This window comes from Actinomycetota bacterium (assembly GCA_004297305.1).
GTDB lineage: Bacteria > Actinomycetota > Actinomycetes > S36-B12 > FW305-bin1 > FW305-bin1.
On the sequence record SCTR01000008.1, the window covers coordinates 40,151 to 57,230 of the forward strand.

Consider the following 17,080-nt stretch of genomic DNA (forward strand, 5'->3'; position numbering starts at 1 on the left):
GGCCGCCTGTGACGCTGACGCCCGGCGCGGGTCCACGACAGCCACCGTCGTGGCTGATCCGGCCGCCGGCCCCGGCCGACTACGACGGCTGCCCGGTCACCGTCGACGAGGCGAAGGCCCGCGGTCGTGTCCTGCGCGCGCCGGGGTGGGGCATTCCCGACGCCCTGCTGGCGATCTTCGGCACGATCACCCTCGCCGTCGTCGTCGCCAGCGTCCTGATCTCGTTGCGGGACAACGGGCAACCGTTGCCGGTCGGCGTGCACCTGCTGCTCGGGCTCGTCGTACCGTGGCTGGCGCTGGCCGGCGTGCCGCTGCTGTTCACCCGGTGGCGGGGCAACGGCCCGCGGATCGACCTCGGCCTGCGGCTGCGCGGTAGCGACGTCGGCTGGGGCCTGCTCGGCGGGGTGGCCGCGATCGCGCTGGGCCTTCTCGCGGGCCTGCTCACGCAGTGGCTGTTCGGCGATTTCACCTCCGCGGCAGGCGATGCCGCGCAGGAGGTGGCCGACAGCGGGCAGCGAGCGGCGCTGACGGTGTTCGCCGTGCTGGTCGTGGTGGGCGCGCCGGCCGTGGAGGAGCTGGCGTTTCGCGGCCTGTTCTTCGCCGCGCTGCGCAAGCGCGGGCTCGGTGCCGCCTGGACCGTCGCGACCACCGCAGTGGCGTTCGCGCTGTTCCACTTCGAGCCACGCCGGCTGCTGGTCCTGCTGGTCATCGGCGCCGTGCTGGGCGTCGTGCGGTGGCGGACCCGCGCCCTGTCGGCGTCGATCATCGCCCACGGCGTGAACAACCTGCCGGGAGCGATCGCCCTGCTGGCCCTGCAGCCGGGCTGAGCGCGACAGTCACGGCGTAGCCCGGCTCGGCTCAGGACTGGGCGTGCATCCCCGGCCGCAGTTCCGGTTGCGGAAGGCCGGCGGCCAGGTCGCCGGCCGGCACCGTGTCGAGCTCGGGTGCCGCGGGACGGTAGCCGCGCAGCCGCCGATGCGAGGTCACGACGTAGCACCAGGCCGCCAGGGCGTCCACCGCGTCGGCGTCGGGGTCGCAGAACTCCACCCGGACCGTCGTGCCGTGCGCGGTGAGCCGGTCGTCGAGCAGCCGCGCCTCCAGGCGCACCAGGTGCGCCGGCCCGTCGTCGTCGCCGCCCAGCAGCAGGCTCACCGTGGCGACGTCGGAGGTGTGCGGCGCCGCCGCCAGCAGCAGGCTGGCGCCGCCGGTCGAGACGTCCACCGTGGTACCGGAGGTCAGCTGGCCCGTGGCGTCCTGCACGACGACCGGCACCTGGGTGGGGAACCGGAACTCGCGGCGCCGCTGCCGGCGCAGCCCCACGAGGTAGAGGCTGCGCGTGACGCGGCGCAGTTCGATCAGCCCGAGCAGCGGCAGCAGCCAGACGGCCACACCGGGCACCGCGGGCAGCAGGTCGGCCGGCACGAGCCAGTCGACCGCGCGGACCACGGCGCCGACACCGATAGCGGCGCCGAGTACGGCGAGCATCCGCAGCTGCCGCAGCGCAGCCCAGCCGCCGGTGTCCGTGCCCTGCTTCGGGGTCACCCGGAACGAGGCGCGGCCCGGCCGGACCGCGCACCGCAGCGAGCGCAGGTAGATCCAGCCGGTGAGCTGTTCGAAGTGGACCGCCTCCGAGACCCGCATCCACCCCCGCGACAGCGCCGAGCCGCCGGCGATGCACAGGGCCACGCTCGGCGCCCACAGTGCGGCGAGAGCCCAGGGGTCCAGCGACATCGGCAGCCAACCGGTCCACAGCGTGACCGCCAGCACGCCGAGCACCAGCAGCCGCACCGGACCGGCCAGGTACGCCGACAGGCTGCCGAGGTAGGACAGCCGCTGCCGGCCGGTCAGTCCGGCGACGCGCAGCGGGTTCTCCGCGGTGGTGAACACGGCCAGATTGCCCCGCGCCCACCGGTCCCGTTGCAGCAGATAGGACGCCAGGTCATGCGGCGCGAGGCCCTGCACGAGCACCTCGTCGTGGTACCGGGTGGTCCAGCCCTGGCTGTGCAGCCGCAGCGTGGTGTGGAAGTCCTCGGCGATCGTCTCGGTGGCGACGCCGCCGACCTGCAGCAGCGCCGCGCGGCGCAGCAGGGCGCCTGAGCCGCACCAGAAGGCCGCGCCGTGGCGGTCCTTGCCGGGCAGCACCACCTCGTAGAACACGGACTGTTCGTGCCGGCCGGCGTCATAGTGCTGCAACGAGTCCTGGTTGTAGAAGTCGTGCGGGCTCTGCACGAGGGCCACCGTGTCGTCGGCGAAGTAGCCGACCATCGCGTCGAGGGCGTCGGGCATCGGTACGTGGTCGGCGTCCAGCACCAGCACCAGGTCGCCGCCGGTGCGCGGCAGGGCGGCGTTGATGTTGCCGGCCTTGGCGTGGGCGTTGTCGGAGCGGGTCAGGTACTGCGCACCCAGCCGGTCGGCCAGCGCCCGGACCTCGGGCCGGCGTCCGTCGTCCAGCACGTACGTCGTGTGCGGGTAGGCCACGCGCTCGCAGCCGACCAGGGTCGCGGTCAGCACCTCGACGGGCTCGTTGTACGTGCACACGTAGATATCCGCCTGCAGCCCGGTGCGATCCGTCGGCATCGCGGGCCGGGCGACTCCCGGGCGGCGCCAGGAGTACCAGGTCTGGATCCCCAGCGACCACATGCCGTACAGCTCGCACAGCAGCAGCGCCAGCCAGAGGACCGGCTGCGCGCCCGCCGCGCTGAACGCGATCCGCCACCCCAGGTAGACCGCACCCCAGCCGAGGGCGACCAGCGCGAGGCACCGCAGCAGCAGTTGGTGCCGGGCCATCCAGGCGCCGTACGGCGCGAGCCGGACCGCGCCCGCCCCAGGTGCGCCGGCGCGCGGCGTACGGGCGCCGAGCAGGCGTTCCACCCCGGCGCGCCAGCGCGGGGCGCCGGGGCGTCGCCGATGGGACAGCTGATCGGTGCGGTTGCGACGCCGCGGCAGGACGATGGCCATGACCGATCCATCGGCCGCGGCCGCCGCGGACCTGAGATGCGGACCGGAGATCCGTGCGGATCTGCTGCCGGAACCACGCCGCCCACCCCGGCGTCGCACCCGCGACGGTGCGCCGAGCGGCGGCGGGCCAGGGAGTGACACCATGACCGTCGTGAAGGGACGGGTCCTCGTCGTCGACGACGACGTCGCGCTCGCGGAGATGCTCGGCATCGTGCTGCGCGGCGAGGGTTTCGATCCGGTGTTCTGCGCCGACGGATCCGCTGCGCTCGGGGTATTCCGGCAGGCGCGGCCCGATCTGGTGCTGCTCGACCTCATGCTTCCCGGTCTGGACGGCATCGACGTGTGCCGCGCGATCCGGTCGGAGTCCGGCGTTCCGATCGTCATGCTGACGGCCAAGAGCGACACCGTGGACGTCGTCGTGGGCCTGGAGTCCGGGGCCGACGACTACATCGTCAAGCCGTTCAAGCCCAAGGAACTCGTCGCCCGGATCCGCACCCGGTTGCGCCGCAACGACGATCCGCGGCCCGAGACGTTGCGGATCGGCGACCTCACCATCGACGTGCCGGGCCACGCGGTACGCCGCGACGGCGCGGCCATCTCCTTGACGCCCCTGGAATTCGACCTGCTCGTCGCGCTGGCGCGCACGCCGTGGAAGGTCTTCACCCGCGAGATCCTGCTGCAGGAGGTCTGGGGCTACCGGCACGCCGCGGACACCCGGCTGGTCAACGTCCACGTCCAGCGGCTGCGCGCCAAGATCGAACGTGATCCCGAAGCTCCCGAGATCGTGGTGACGGTCCGCGGCGTGGGGTACAAGGCCGGCGAGGGCTGAGATGGACCGGCTGCGACCGCCGGCCGCGGTCCGCACGGCCTGGTCCAGTGTCCAGGGGGTCTTTCGCCGGTCGCTGCAGCTTCGGGTCATCACCACCACGTTGCTGGTGTCCGCGGTCGTCGTGGGCCTGCTCGGGGCGTTGCTGCTGAGCCGGGTGACGTCCGGTCTGCTGGAGGCCAAGGAGCGTTCGGCGCTGGCCGAGGCGTCGGCCGGCCGCAACGAGGCGCAGCGGTTGCTGGACGCGGCCGACACCGGGACCACGACGCCGTCGCCGGTCCGGCTGATCGACTCGGTGGCCGCCACCCTCGCCGCCCGTGCCGGTACGCCGGGACTGTTCGACATCCTCGTGCTGGCCTCGGCGCCCACCGCGGCCGAAGCGCCGGAGCGCGGGACGAACCTGGTCTCGGAGGACAGCGTGCCCGGCCAGCTGCGGCAGGCGGTGGCCGGCTCGCAGCGGCAGTCGTGGACCTACCACGAGATCCGGTACGTCGACGGCCGTACCGTGCCGGGCCTCGTCGTCGGCCAGCCGGTTGCGGTGCCCACGGTCGGCGCGTACGAGTTGTACTACCTGTTCCCGCTCAACCAGGAACAGTCGACCCTGGACCTGGTGCGCTCGACGGTGTTCGGGACCGCGGCCCTGCTGGTCGTCGGGCTCGGCTTGCTCGCTCTGTTCGTGACCCGCCAGGTGGTTTCTCCGGTCCGGCAGGCAGCCCAGGTCGCGCAACGGGTCTCGGAGGGCAACCTGTCCGACCGGATGCGAGTCCAGGGCGAGGACGACCTGGCGGTGCTGGCGACGTCGTTCAACGAGATGGCGCAGAGCCTGGAAGAGCAGATCAACCGGCTCGAGGAACTCTCGCGGGTGCAGCAGCGCTTCGTTTCCGATGTGTCGCACGAACTTCGCACACCGCTGACCACCGTGCGGATGGCAGCGGACGTCATCTACGAGGCGCGGGAGCGGTTCGATCCGTCCACGGCTCGCTCCGCGGAACTGCTGCAGAACCAACTGGACCGGTTCGAGTCGCTGCTGGCGGACCTGTTGGAGATCAGTCGGTTCGACGCGGGTGCCGCGGTGCTCGACGTCGACAACGTCGACGTCCGGGACCTGGCGCGCCGGGTGGTGGAGGAGACCGCGCCGCTGGCCGAGCGGCGTGGCGCGGTGGTGCGGTTGCAGCTGCCGGCCGGCGAGTGCGTGGTGTCGTGTGACTCGCGCCGGGTCGACCGGATCCTGCGCAACCTCGTGGTCAACGCGATCGAGCACGGTGAGGGCGCGGCGGTCCGCATCACGGTCGGTGCCGACGCATCGGCGGTCGCGGTCACCGTGCGCGACGCCGGGGTCGGCCTGAAGCCGGGCGAATCGTCGTTGGTGTTCAACCGGTTCTGGCGCGGCGACCCGGCGCGGGCCCGCACCACCGGGGGCACCGGGCTGGGCCTGGCCATCGCGCTGGAGGACGCCCGGTTGCACGGCGGCTGGCTGGAGGCCTGGGGTGCGCCGGGCGAGGGTTCGCTGTTCCGCCTGACGTTGCCACGCGACGCGTCCGTCACGCTGGATCGCTCACCGCTGCCGTTGCAGCCCGGCGACGTCGACGAATCGGCCCGGGCCGCGCTGGTGTCGCCGTACGGCGGCCGTCCGTCCGACGCCGCTCGGGGACCAGCGGACCGCAGCGTGGCTGCCGGCGCCGTGGCGGCCGGGAGCGGGGCACCGGGGGACGAGGTGGCCGGGAACGCGCTGCCCGGGGACGCGCTGCCCGGGGACGTGGTGGCCGGCAGCGGGGTCGGCGAGAACATCGCTGGCGGCACGGTGGCGGCCGACGATGCAGCGGACACCGTCGCACTCGAAGCTCCGGCCGTCGATGCCCTGGCGGTCGATGCCCTGGCGGTCGATGCCCTGGCGGTCGAAGCTCCGGCGGTCGATGCCCCGGCGGTCGACGCGCCCGCCCCCGACGCCGTCGCCGAGGACCGGTCCGGCGAGCACCGGCCCTTGTCGCCGAGCGGGTCGCGCACGTCCGGCGGCCGGCCATGATCGCCGGCCGCGGGCCGCGGGCAGTACGGCACGTTCGGGTACGGCACGTCGCACCGCCGCGGGCGATCCGGTACTGCCTGGTGCTGCTGGTCCTGGTGGCCACCGGCTGCGCGGGGATCCCGACCTCCGGTCCGGTGCGGCAGGGCGCACAGGTCGGCCCCGGAGGCGACGACCAAGTCATCCGCGTGATCGCCCGGCCCCCGCGGCCCGGGTTGACCCCGGTGCAGGTGGTCCAGGGCTTCCTCGAGGCATCGGCGTCCTTCGAAGACGATCACGCCGTCGCCCGGCAGTACCTCACCAGTGGTGCGCGCATGTCGTGGGATCCCGCCGCGCGGGTGCAGGTCTCGGCCGAGCCGTCGGTGGCGCTGACCGAGACCGCGCCGGGCGTGGTGTCCGGTGCCGCGACCCTCGACAGCACCCTGGCCGCCGACGGCAGCCGGACGGTCGCCGACGCGGGCACCCGGCTGACCCCGGTCTACAACCTGGTCCGGGAGAACGGCGAGTGGCGGATCGCGGTACTCGATCCCGGGCTCGTGCTGTCCCGATCGGACCTGGACCGCGGCTACCGGCAGTACGCCGTCTACTTCTTCGACCCGCTGTTCCAGGTGCTCGTGCCCGATCTGCGGCTGGTCCCCGCCACGACGACCGGGATGGCGACGTACCTGACCCGGCTGCTGGTCGCCGGTCCGAGCAGCTGGCTCGCTCCGGCGGTGCGGACCGCGGTGCCGGCCGGCGCGGACCTGGCGTTGCAGGCGGTGCCGGTGGACTTCGGAAATGCCCGGGTGGACCTGGTCGGTGCCCCGACCGTCCTGGACGATCCGACCGCCGACGCGCTGCGCGCCCAGTTGTCGGCCACTCTGCGGCAGCTGCCGGAGGTCCAGGCGGTCACGTTGTTGCTGACCGGGCAGCTGATCCCGGCGTCCGGTCCGGCAGCGGCCGATCCGTGGAGCACCGTCGTGTCGGCGACCGGGTACGGCCTGGACGGCCGCGGCGGGATCGTGGCCCTCGACGAGTTCCCGGCGTCCGGTCCGAGCGCGAGCGCTGGCGGGTACGGCGCGCCGCCGCTGCGATCGGTGGCCGTGGCGCGCGACCAGCGCACCGCGGTCGGGGTGGACGCCGACGGGACCGGCCTGTGGTCCGGGGACCTGGCGACCGGGGCTGCCTGGACGCAGCGGTTCGCCGGAGCGGATCTGTCACGGCCCTCGTTCGATCGCTGGCGCGGCGCCTGGTTCGTCGACCGCGGCGGGGTCGTCCGCTACCTGCGACCCGACGGCAGCGTGACGCGGGTGTCGGTGTCCGGGCTCGGGCCGGCCAGCACGGTGCTGGCGGTCGCCGTACCGTCGGATGCCACCCGGATCGCGCTGACCGTGCGGACCGGCGCCCGGACCGAACTGATGGTGGCCCGGGTCGAGGACCGCGCCGAGAATCCGCGCATCGCCGCGCCCCGCCGAATCGAGTCCCGGCTGGACGGCGTCAGCGACGTCGCCTGGTCCGCCGCAGCCGGCCTGACCGTGCTGGCGACCGAAGGAGCCGGCACCCGGCAGGCCTTCACCGTCGACACCGGCCTCGGCATCGTCACCGGTCTCGGCAGCCCCGCGGACCCGGTGCAACTGGCGGCCTACCCCGGGCAGCGGGTGCTCGTCGCGGCCGGCGACGGCATCGTCTACCAGCCGACCGTCGGCGTCTGGGCGCCGTACGCGCGCGCGTCCGCACCGACGTACGCCGGCTGAGCGCGGGCTTCCCCAGACCACGGCGGCACCCCCGGCCGCGGGCCCGGTACGCCGAGGATGCCGCGGTGCCGCACTCACCGCCGGCCGCCTGGTGGCGCCGGTTTCTGTCGTCCGCCCGCACGCGCCGGGCGCTGTCGTCTGCCCGGACGCGCCGGGGGTGGTCGGCTGGCGGCAGGCCCGAGGTGTTGTCGTCCGCCGGGACGTGGCTGGCCGGGATGTCGGCATCGCTGCGGGACCTCGCGGACGCTCTGGTCGACCTGGCGCTGCCGCGGTTCTGCGTCGGTTGCCGGGCACCGGGCCGGTGGCTGTGCCCGGCGTGCGCGCCTGCGCTCGGCGGTCCGGCCCAGCGCCGGGATCCGCGACCGCGCCCGGCCGGGCTGCCACCGGTGCACACCGCCGGCAGCTACCGCGGCGTGCACCGCGGCGCGGTGCTGGCACACAAGGAGCGGGGCGTGCGGTCGCTGACCCGGCCGCTGGGGAGGGCGCTGGCAGCCGCGGTGCAGTCGGTGCTCGACGAGGTCGGTGCTGCCCCGGGTACGCCGGTGGCCTTGGTCGCCGTCCCGACGTCGCGGGCGGCGATCGCCAGCCGGGGCGACGACACGGTGGCCTTGCTGGCTGCGGCCGCCGCGGCGTCGCTGCGGCGGCAGGGACTGCCGGTCACCGTGGTGAAGGCCTTGCGGCCGACCCGGCGGCGGGCGGACCAGGCGGGCCTGTCCGCCGCGGCGCGCGCGGCCAACCTGGCCGGCGCTTTCGCCTTGTCGCGCAGGGGCACTCGTCGGCTCCGCCGAGCGTTGGGCGCTGAGTGCGGCGGGCTGGTCGTCGTCGTCGACGACATCGTGACGACCGGGGCCACCGCGCGGGCGGCAGTCGCGGCGTTGGCGGCGCGGGGGGTGACCGTGGCCGGCGTGGCGGCGGTGGCGGCACCGGTACGCCGTCCGTCCGGGCGAACGGAGCCCGGCGACCGTCCCCCGAGCGGGGCCGGGAAGGGCTAGCGTTGCCGTCTGGACGCCCACAGCTACCGGGAGGTCTCGTGAACCGCAACGTCACCGCGGACAACACCAGCATCGACGCCGTCGGGACTCCCGGCGCAGCCGCTGGCCAACTCGATCCGGCGCCGCCCGAGGCGCTGCAGATCGTGGTGCGGACCCGGCATACCGACATCACCACCGGCTTCCGCCAGCTGGTGATCGACAAGGTGTCGCGGTCGGCGCGGTTCGGGGTCCCGTTCAGCCGGATCGACGTGGAGATCTGTCACGAGCGCAATCCCCGGCTAGCCGATCTCGCGTTCCGCGTGGAGATCACCTGCCTGGGCCACCGGCCGGTCATCCGGGCCGAGGCGGACGCCGCCGACCGCACCACCGCCCTGGACCTGGCGCTGGCCCGCCTCGACCAGCGGCTGCGCCGTGCGGCGGACCGCCGCCGGGCCCGCCGCCACGCGACTCCGGACCCGGTGTTCGACCCGATCCGCCCGGCTGGCGTGCCACCCGCTGCCGACGGGTACGTCGCCACCCCCGCTGACGGCGTACCGGCCGCGGCCCAGTCCGACGGCGGCTCGGCAACGGCGTTGTCGGACGGCCACGTAGCGGCGGGCAACGACGACGTGGTGTTCGCCACCGGCCCGGTCGTCGTGCGCGAGAAGGTGCACGACGGCGGTCGGATGACCGTGGCCCAGGCGCTGGATGCGCTGGAACTGGTCGGGCACGACTTCTACCTGTTCGCCGACGCCGACTGCGGCCGGCCCAGCGTGGTCTATCGCCGCCGCGGCTACGACTACGGGCTGATCCGGCTGGCCGTCGACGGGTCCGCCGCGTCCGAGTCGCTCTCGACGCAGCAGGCCGGCTGACCGGCCTCACGGCGTACGGCCGGCCGCGCGATGGGCTGGCCGTGGTGGGCTGGCAAACATGATCCCCACCGGAGATGCTGGGGCCCATGACGTCGGTCGGCGCCGGTGACGGAGCGGTGTTCCTCGGTGGCGCGGCCACCGCCTCCGACGACGGCTGGACGCCGGGTCACCGCTCCCGCTTCCCGCCGATCGCCGAGTACGGGTTCCTGTCCGACTGCGAGACCAACTGCCTGATCGCGCCCTCGGGCGCCGTCGAGTGGATGTGCCTGCCCCGACCGGATTCGCCGAGCATCTTCACCGCGATGCTCGATCGCGCCGCCGGGTCGTTCCGCGTCGGCCCGTGGGGCGTGCGGGTTCCCGCGGCCCGTCGGTACCTGCCGGGCACGTTGGTGCTCGAGACGACGTGGATGACCGACACCGGCTGGCTGGTGGTCCGCGATGCGCTGTCCATCGGTCCCTGGCACAACGTCGACCAGCGCTCGCGTACCCACCGGCGTACCCCGAGCGACTTCGACGCCGAGCACGTCCTGCTGCGGACCGTCCGGTGCATCTCCGGCGCGGTCGACGTCGAGGTGGCCTGCGAGCCGGTGTTCGAGTACGGCCGCGATGAGCCGCAATGGAGCTACGCCGGCTCCGGCTACGGCGAGGTGGTCGCCAAGGACGGCGCGGTGACGCTGCGGTTGTCGACCGACCTGCGACTGGGTATCGAGGGTCGCGGTGTGCACGCCCGTCGCCGGCTGAGCGACGGCGAATCCGCGTTCGTGGCGTTGTCCTGGTCACCGTTGCCGGCCCCCACGACGTACGAAGAGGCCGCCGACCGGCTCTGGCGAACCTCGGAGTACTGGCGGCAGTGGCTGAACCAGGGCGAGTTCCCCGACCATCCGTGGCGCAGCTACCTGCAGCGCAGCGCGCTGACGCTGAAGGGACTCACGTACGCCCCGACGGGGGCCCTGCTGGCGGCGCCCACCACGAGTCTGCCGGAATCACCTGGGGGACAGCGGAACTGGGATTATCGCTACGCCTGGGTCCGCGACTCCACGTTCGCACTGTGGGGGCTGTACACGCTCGGCCTGGACCGCGAGGCCGACGACTTCTTCTACTTCATCGCCGACGCGGTCGCCGGTGACAAGGACCTGCAGGTCATGTACGGCGTCGGCGGCGAGCGGCAACTGGACGAGTCCGTCCTGGAGCACCTGGGTGGCTACGAGGGTGCCCGCCCGGTCCGGATCGGGAACGCGGCATACCAGCAGACCCAACTGGACGTCTGGGGTGCCTGCCTGGACTCGCTGTACCTGCACGCGCGTTCCCGGGAGCAACTGCCCGAGAGCATGTGGCCGATGCTCGTGCGGCTCGTCGACACCGCCGCGAAGCGCTGGCAGGAGCCGGATCGCGGGATCTGGGAGGTTCGCGGCGAGCCGCAGCACTTCACGTCCTCGAAGCTGATGTGCTGGGTCGCGCTGGATCGCGGCGTACGACTGGCACAGATGCACGACGAGCCGGAGTTCGTGAGCCGGTGGCAGCAGGTGGCCGACGAGATCCACCAGGACATCTGCGCCAACGCCCTCGACGAGCGGGGTGTGTTCACCCAGTACTACGGCTCGACGTCGCTGGACGCCTCCAACCTGCTGATGCCGCTGCTGGGTTTCCTGCCACCGGACGACCCCCGGATGGTCGCCACGGTGAACGCCATCGCCGACGAGCTCAGCGCCGACGGACTGCTGTTGCGCTACCGGGTCGAGGAGACCGACGACGGCCTGCACGGCGTGGAGGGCGCCTTCACCATCTGCTCGTTCTGGCTGGTGTCGGCCCTCGCCGAGATCGGCGAGGCGCAGCGCGCCCACGACCTGCTGGAGCGGCTGCTCGGGTTCGCCAGTTCGCTGCAGCTGTACGCCGAGGAGATCGAGCCGAGGTCCGGGCGTCACCTCGGGAACTTCCCGCAGGCGTTCACGCATCTGGCCCTGATCAACGCCGTCGTGCACGTCATCGGGATCGAGCAGGGCATCGAAACCCCGCGCTTCAACCCGGCTCACGCGGTCCACTGACGGACCGATTGCCGTCCCCGGCGCCCGCGGAACCACGGCGCGGGCAGGCTCTGTGGAGCCACTGCCGGGCGGGCGGCCGCCGATGGCTACGGTCGGGCAGCCACACCGACCGGCGACGAGACGAGGGCCCGTGACCGACGAAGGTGACCTGCCACCGAAGGCTGTCGTGGTGACCGGGGCCGGATCCGGCATCGGCGCTGCCACGGCCGAGCACCTGGCTGCGGCCGGCTGGCGGGTGATCGGGACGGACCGCACCGCGCCGGCGGGCGGTCACGTCCTCGACGTCCGGGACGAGCGCGGCTGGCAGGACCTCTTCGCCGCAGCCGGGCCGGTGGACGCGCTGGTCAACTGCGCCGGCGTTCGCGGCAGCGTCGGCATCGCCGACATGTCGCTGTCGGATTTCGAGACGCTGTTCGCCGTCAATGTCACCGGGACCTTCCTCGGGATCCGGACGATGTTCCGCCACCTGAACTCCCGGCGGTCGGCCGGCGCCGTGGTCAACGTCAGCTCGACCGCCGGGCTGGTCCCGATCGCCGGTCAGGCCCACTACTCGGCGTCCAAGGCGGCCGTCGCCACGCTGACCCAAGCCGCGGCGATCGAAGGCGCCGCGGCGGGGATCCGGGTCAACGCCGTCGCGCCGGGCCCGGTGGACACCGCCATGCTCCGCGAGCGGTTCGGCAGCCCCGAGGCACGCCAGCAGCTCAGTGCCCACCTGCCGTACGGCCGGCTCGGTCAGCCGGCCGAGGTCGCGGCCGTGATCGGCTTCCTGCTGTCGGCCGAGGCGTCGTACGTCACCGGGGTGTGCCTGCCGGTCGACGGCGGCACGGCGGCCGGCCGGCCTCAGTCCGGCGGCTGACCCGGGCCGGTCCACGGCTCGACGGCGCAGGCGTACGCCCGGCGGCGGATGTCTCTCTACGATGGTCGTACGGCGGCGCCTCCGCCGTACCGCCGCGCGCCCTGATCGTCGCCGGCGGTCCGACGAACGGAAGAGGCCGTCGCCTTGTCCATCCTCGACAAGATCCTTCGTGCCGGCGAGGGCAAGACGCTGCGCAAGCTCAGCGCCCTGGCCGCTCAGGTCAACGCCATCGAGGATGACTTCGTCGCGCTGTCCGACCCCGAGCTGCGGGCGATGACCGACGAGTTCCGCGCCCGGCTCGCCGACGGCGAGACCCTCGACGACCTGCTTCCCGAGGCTTTCGCCACCGTGCGCGAGGCCGCCCGTCGGGTCCTGGGCCAGCGCCACTACGACGTCCAGATCATGGGTGGCGCCGCACTGCACCTGGGCAACATCGCCGAGATGAAGACCGGTGAGGGCAAGACTCTCGTCTCGACGCTGCCGGCGTATCTCAACGCCTTGTCCGGCAAGGGCGTGCACGTGGTGACGGTCAACGACTACCTGGCCGAGCGCGACTCCGAGTGGATGGGCCGGGTGCACCGGTTCCTCGGTTTGGAGGTTGGCTGCATCCTGTCGCAGCTGCCGCCGGCGCAGCGCCGCGCGGCGTACGCCGCGGACATCACGTACGGCACCAACAACGAGTTCGGGTTCGACTACCTGCGCGACAACATGGCGTGGTCGAAGGACGAGATGGTCCAGCGGGGCCACAACTTCGCCATCGTCGACGAGGTCGACTCGATCCTGGTCGACGAGGCACGGACCCCGCTGATCATCAGTGGCCCGGCCGACCAGGCGACGAAGTGGTACGCCGAGTTCGCCCGCATCGTGAACCTGTTGAGGATCGACGAGGACTACGAAGTCGACGAGAAGAAGCGCACGATCGGCGTCCTGGAAAGTGCGATCGACAAGGTCGAGGACCAGTTGGGCATCGACAACCTCTACGACACGGTGAACACCCCGCTGGTCGGCTTCCTGAACAACGCCATCAAGGCCAAGGAACTGTTCAAGAAGGACAAGGACTACGTCGTGGTCGACGGCGACGTGCTCATCGTCGACGAGCACACCGGCCGGATGCTGGTGGGCCGGCGGTACAACGAGGGCCTGCATCAGGCGATCGAGGCCAAAGAAGGCGTCGAGATCAAGGCCGAGAACCAGACGCTGGCCACGATCACGTTGCAGAACTACTTCCGGCTCTACGACAAGCTGTCCGGGATGACCGGCACCGCGCTGACCGAGGCCGCGGAGTTCCAGCAGATCTACAAGCTCGGCGTGGTACCGATCCCGACGAACCGCCAGATGCAGCGCATCGATGCTCCGGACCTGGTGTACCGCACCGAGGCCGCCAAGTTCGAGGCGGTGGCCGACGATCTGGAGGAGCGGCACGCCAAGGGCCAGCCGGTCCTGGTGGGGACGACCAGTGTCGAGAAGAGCGAGCACCTGTCGACCCTGTTGCGCCGCCGCGGGGTGCCGCACGAGGTGCTCAACGCCAAGCAGCACGACCGCGAGGCAGCCATCGTCGCGCAGGCCGGCCGGCGCGGCGCGGTCACCGTGGCGACGAACATGGCCGGTCGCGGTACGGACATCATGCTCGGCGGGAACCCCGAGTTCCTCGCCGCCGCGGAACTGGCCCAGCGCGGCCTGTCGCCGACCGATACTCCCGACGAGTACGACCAGGCCTGGGCCGATGCCCTGGCGAAGGCGACGAAGGCGGTGGAGGCCGAGCACGACGAGGTCGCGGAACTGGGCGGCCTGTACGTCCTGGGGACCGAGCGGCACGAATCGCGCCGGATCGACAACCAGTTGCGCGGCCGTTCCGGTCGGCAGGGAGACCCGGGGGAGACCCGGTTCTACCTGTCGCTGGAGGACGATCTCATGCGGTTGTTCAAGGCCGACCTCGTCGACGCGTTCCTGCGGCGCTTCAACGTCCCCGACGACGTCCCGATCGAAGCGAAGATGGTCTCCAGCGCGATCCGCTCCGCGCAGACCCAGCGGGAGGCGCAGAACTTCGAGATCCGTAAGGACGTCCTGAAGTACGACGACGTGCTCAACCGGCAACGTCTGGTGATCTACGACGAGCGCCGACGGGTGCTGGAGGGTGAAGAACTCGTCGACCAGATCCGAGAGTTCCTGTCCGACACCGTGACCGGGTACGTGTCGGCCGCCACGGCCGAGGGATATCCGGAGGACTGGGACCTGGAGAAGCTCTGGTCCGCCCTCGGCCAGCTGTATCCGGTCGGCATCACCATCGAGCAGTTGGAGGAGTCCTCGGGCGGCGGCCGTGAGGGGCTGTCCACCGACTATGTCAGCGAACAGGTGATCCAGGACGCCCAGGCCGCGTACAGCGCCCGCGAGGCCGCGCTGACCGCGCCGGTCATGCGGGAACTCGAGCGGCGGGTGATCCTGTCCGTCCTGGACCGCCGTTGGCGTGAGCACCTGTACGAGATGGACTACCTGCGCGACGGCATCGGGCTGCGGGCGATGGCTCAGCGCGACCCGCTGGTCGAGTACCAGCGCGAGGGTTACGACCTGTTCAACGCGATGATGGACGGGATCAAGGAGGAGAGCGTCGGCTACCTGTTCAACGTCGAAGTTCAGGTGGACGACAGCCCCGAGGTCACCGGGGTCGACGTGGTGACGAGCGACGTGGTCGAGGTCGTCGACGGTGAGGTGGTCGCCGAGGCCGTCGAGGAAGACCTGGTGGTCCAGTTGCAACCGCGTGCGGTGCCGCGGGTGGCGGCGAAGGGCCTCGACCCGCAGCGGCCGGATCACTTGGAGTACACCGCGCCCACCGTCGACGGCGACGGCGAACCGGAGCACCTCAGCGTCGACGAGGACGTCGTGGCCGAGCCGGGACCCGACGCCAGCCGGGCCGAGCGGCGCCGCGCTGCGCGGGCCGCCCGCAAGCGGGGCTGAGCTTCTCGTCCCGCGGCATCGACGCGACAGTCAAGCGAGGGCCGCCCGCAAGCGGGGCTGAGGCGCGCCGGGACATCCGGCGGTTGCCGGACAGTCGGTGAGAGGCTGGGGGAGTCCCCGCGCCGGGTAACGGGCGCCGACGACTCGCCCGCCGGGCAGCGGGCACGAGGACTCGCCCCGGGTGGTGGGTACGGCCGCCTCGGGCAGCCAGGTAGCCGGGTGTACTCGATCGGCGGTTTGCCGAACGGGTCGTGCCTTGGGCGGCATCGGGTTCGGCGAGCACGCCGGTTGCGTTGGTCGGCGAGCCGTCCCCGGTGCGGCTCGCCGACCAACGCAGGTGACCGCTGCGCGGACTGCCGCAGCCGACCGTTGCCGGAGGGCCGCGGCCCTATCGCTGACGGTGGTCGGGCAGCAGCGGCTCCATCCGCCGCCCGGCCGTTGTCAGCCGACCTCGACGGCTGTCGCCAGCCAGCGTCCCCCGACCGCTTCGAGCCGCAGCGCGACCGCGCGGGCTCGGATCTCGCCCCGCACCACGGCGCTTGCTTCGACGATCGTGGGCGTGACGACGTGCACTCGGACACTGCTGACCCGGCGGCACTGCGCGGAACGACCGTGCCGCGACGGGTGTCGTGAGGCCGCCACTCCACGTCGGGTGAGTTCGGCCATGACCGCGGGCGCGGTCCATCGCTTGAGCTGGGATCCAGGTCGTTCGCCGCAGACGACCTCGAGCACTGCCCGGGCCAGGCGGGCCGCCCACGGGGCTGCCGGTGGCATGCCGGCCAGCGGCAGCTCGGCATCCGGTCCGACCCGGGGACCCTGGCCGACGATCCGCAGGTGCTTCGGTGCCGGCGGCTCGACGGGCAAGCCTGAAGGCAGCTGCCAGTCCAGCGCGAGTTCGGCTTGGTGACCGTCGCCGGACGGCAGCAGGCGCAGGTGGCGGCCGGTGGACGGCAGGCCGGTGGCGGGATGGGCCACGGAGGTCTCCTTCGACGCGGTCCCCGGGGGTGGGGACGGTGGACCGCGTCGGGGGCCGCGGAGGGCGGTGGTGGCAGGCCGGGCAGGTGACGTTCGCAGGCCCGGAAAGCGGGCTGGGAAGGCTCAGCGCGTGGGTTCTCGCAGGCGCTGGCCGGGGATGAGCAGGTCAGGGTCGGGGCCGATCGTGCGGCGGTTCTCGGCGTACCACCGTCGCCATTCTCGATCGATCGCAGCGGCCGTCGCGCGATCGGGCAGCACCTGTGAGGCGATGTGCCACAAGCAGTCCCCGCGTCGAACAACGACGACCCGACGGGGGCTCGGCGGCGGCACGCCGCGCGCGACCGCCGGGGCGACGGCAGGTCCAGGGAGCCGATCCAGCACGGGCCCGAGCGGGGTGGGACCGCCTGGCTGCGCGCCCGGCGGCGCGGTGCTCACGTCCGTGGCGCTGGCATCCGGGCCGGTGGCGCCCGGGGTGCCGCCCTTCGGCGCGTCGGCCTTCGGTGCGCTGAGGTCCGGTGCGCTGAGGTCCGGTGCGCTGACGTCTGGTGCGCTGACCTCCGATGCGACGGCCGCGGCCGGGGTAGCCACGGTGGCCAGTCCGATTGTCCCTCCCGAGGCCGCGATCACGCTGCGGCCCAGCAGGAATCGCAGGTTCGGAAGCTCGCTGCGGCAGCGGGAGAAGGCGCTGGGCAACCGAGCGACACCCCGGCCGGCGGCTCGTACCGACTTGAGTACGACGACCGCTCCGGCAGCTGCCGCGGTCGCCAGGACAACGACGTGCTCGAGATCAGCTGCGCTCGCCCCGGTATCGATGACGTCGAGACCCATAGCGGCATCCGCCCCCAGATGCTGTGTTTACCTCTGTTTACCGCGAT

The 17,080-nt window shown here is 72.7% G+C and carries 12 protein-coding genes; 9 read left to right on the forward strand and 3 right to left on the reverse strand.

The annotated features are described in order from the left end of the window. The first annotated feature begins 8 nt into the window (after nt 1-8). Nucleotides 9-827, forward strand: a complete 819-nt coding sequence (locus EPO13_07945) for a CPBP family intramembrane metalloprotease (protein TAK69138.1) — start codon at nt 9-11, stop codon at nt 825-827. Between the two features lie 31 nt (nt 828-858). Here EPO13_07945 and EPO13_07950 read toward each other — a convergent pair whose 3' ends face one another. Continuing rightward, on the reverse strand, nt 859-3,168 hold the full coding sequence (locus EPO13_07950) for a glycosyltransferase (protein ID TAK69139.1): 2,310 nt from the start codon (nt 3,166-3,168) through the stop codon (nt 859-861). Between EPO13_07950 and EPO13_07955 the strand changes: the two genes are divergently transcribed. From EPO13_07955 to secA, 8 genes are all read left to right on the forward strand, one after another. Further along, nucleotides 3,110-3,787, forward strand: a complete 678-nt coding sequence (locus tag EPO13_07955) for a response regulator transcription factor (protein TAK69229.1) — start codon at nt 3,110-3,112, stop codon at nt 3,785-3,787. The two genes, EPO13_07950 and EPO13_07955, sit on opposite strands and share 59 nt — an antisense overlap. A 1-nt stretch (nt 3,788) precedes the next feature. Then, nucleotides 3,789-5,807, forward strand: a complete 2,019-nt coding sequence (locus EPO13_07960) for a HAMP domain-containing histidine kinase (GenBank protein TAK69140.1) — start codon at nt 3,789-3,791, stop codon at nt 5,805-5,807. Next, nucleotides 5,804-7,537, forward strand: coding sequence for a hypothetical protein (locus tag EPO13_07965; GenBank protein TAK69141.1), 1,734 nt, complete (start codon nt 5,804-5,806; stop codon nt 7,535-7,537). Before EPO13_07960 ends, EPO13_07965 begins: the two co-directional genes overlap by 4 nt. A gap of 215 nt (nt 7,538-7,752) precedes the next feature. Next, on the forward strand, nt 7,753-8,529 hold the full coding sequence (locus tag EPO13_07970; protein TAK69230.1) for a ComF family protein: 777 nt from the start codon (nt 7,753-7,755) through the stop codon (nt 8,527-8,529). Nucleotides 8,530-8,663: 134 nt separating this feature from the next. Beyond that, nucleotides 8,664-9,380, forward strand: a complete 717-nt coding sequence (raiA, locus tag EPO13_07975; GenBank protein TAK69231.1) for a ribosome-associated translation inhibitor RaiA — start codon at nt 8,664-8,666, stop codon at nt 9,378-9,380. A gap of 74 nt (nt 9,381-9,454) precedes the next feature. Further along, a complete protein-coding gene (locus tag EPO13_07980) occupies nt 9,455-11,422 on the forward strand; it encodes a glycoside hydrolase family 15 protein (protein TAK69142.1) in 1,968 nt (655 codons plus the stop codon). 82 nt (nt 11,423-11,504) lie between these two features. After that, a complete protein-coding gene (locus EPO13_07985; GenBank protein ID TAK69143.1) occupies nt 11,505-12,278 on the forward strand; it encodes an SDR family oxidoreductase in 774 nt (257 codons plus the stop codon). A 144-nt stretch (nt 12,279-12,422) separates the two neighbouring features. Continuing rightward, nucleotides 12,423-15,230 (forward strand): preprotein translocase subunit SecA, encoded by a 2,808-nt coding sequence (gene secA, locus EPO13_07990; GenBank protein ID TAK69144.1) that lies wholly within the window; start codon nt 12,423-12,425, stop codon nt 15,228-15,230. 441 nt (nt 15,231-15,671) lie between these two features. Here secA and EPO13_07995 read toward each other — a convergent pair whose 3' ends face one another. Continuing rightward, nucleotides 15,672-16,205 (reverse strand): hypothetical protein, encoded by a 534-nt coding sequence (locus EPO13_07995; GenBank protein TAK69145.1) that lies wholly within the window; start codon nt 16,203-16,205, stop codon nt 15,672-15,674. Nucleotides 16,206-16,328: 123 nt separating this feature from the next. Continuing rightward, nucleotides 16,329-17,033, reverse strand: coding sequence for a hypothetical protein (locus tag EPO13_08000; GenBank protein ID TAK69146.1), 705 nt, complete (start codon nt 17,031-17,033; stop codon nt 16,329-16,331). Nucleotides 17,034-17,080 lie beyond the last annotated feature (47 nt).

Coding starts and splice junctions, on each gene's coding strand:
- EPO13_07950 (TAK69139.1), bottom strand. CDS start 3,168: ATGCCGAGCATCTCCGCGAGCGCGACGTCGTCGTCGACGACGAGGACC.
- EPO13_07960 (TAK69140.1), top strand. CDS start 3,789: ATGGACCGGCTGCGACCGCCGGCCGCGGTCCGCACGGCCTGGTCCAGT.
- EPO13_07965 (TAK69141.1), top strand. CDS start 5,804: ATGATCGCCGGCCGCGGGCCGCGGGCAGTACGGCACGTTCGGGTACGG.
- EPO13_07970 (TAK69230.1), top strand. CDS start 7,753: ATGTCGGCATCGCTGCGGGACCTCGCGGACGCTCTGGTCGACCTGGCG.
- EPO13_07980 (TAK69142.1), top strand. CDS start 9,455: ATGCTGGGGCCCATGACGTCGGTCGGCGCCGGTGACGGAGCGGTGTTC.
- EPO13_07985 (TAK69143.1), top strand. CDS start 11,505: ATGGCTACGGTCGGGCAGCCACACCGACCGGCGACGAGACGAGGGCCC.
- EPO13_08000 (TAK69146.1), bottom strand. CDS start 17,033: ATGGGTCTCGACGTCATCGATACCGGGGCGAGCGCAGCTGATCTCGAG.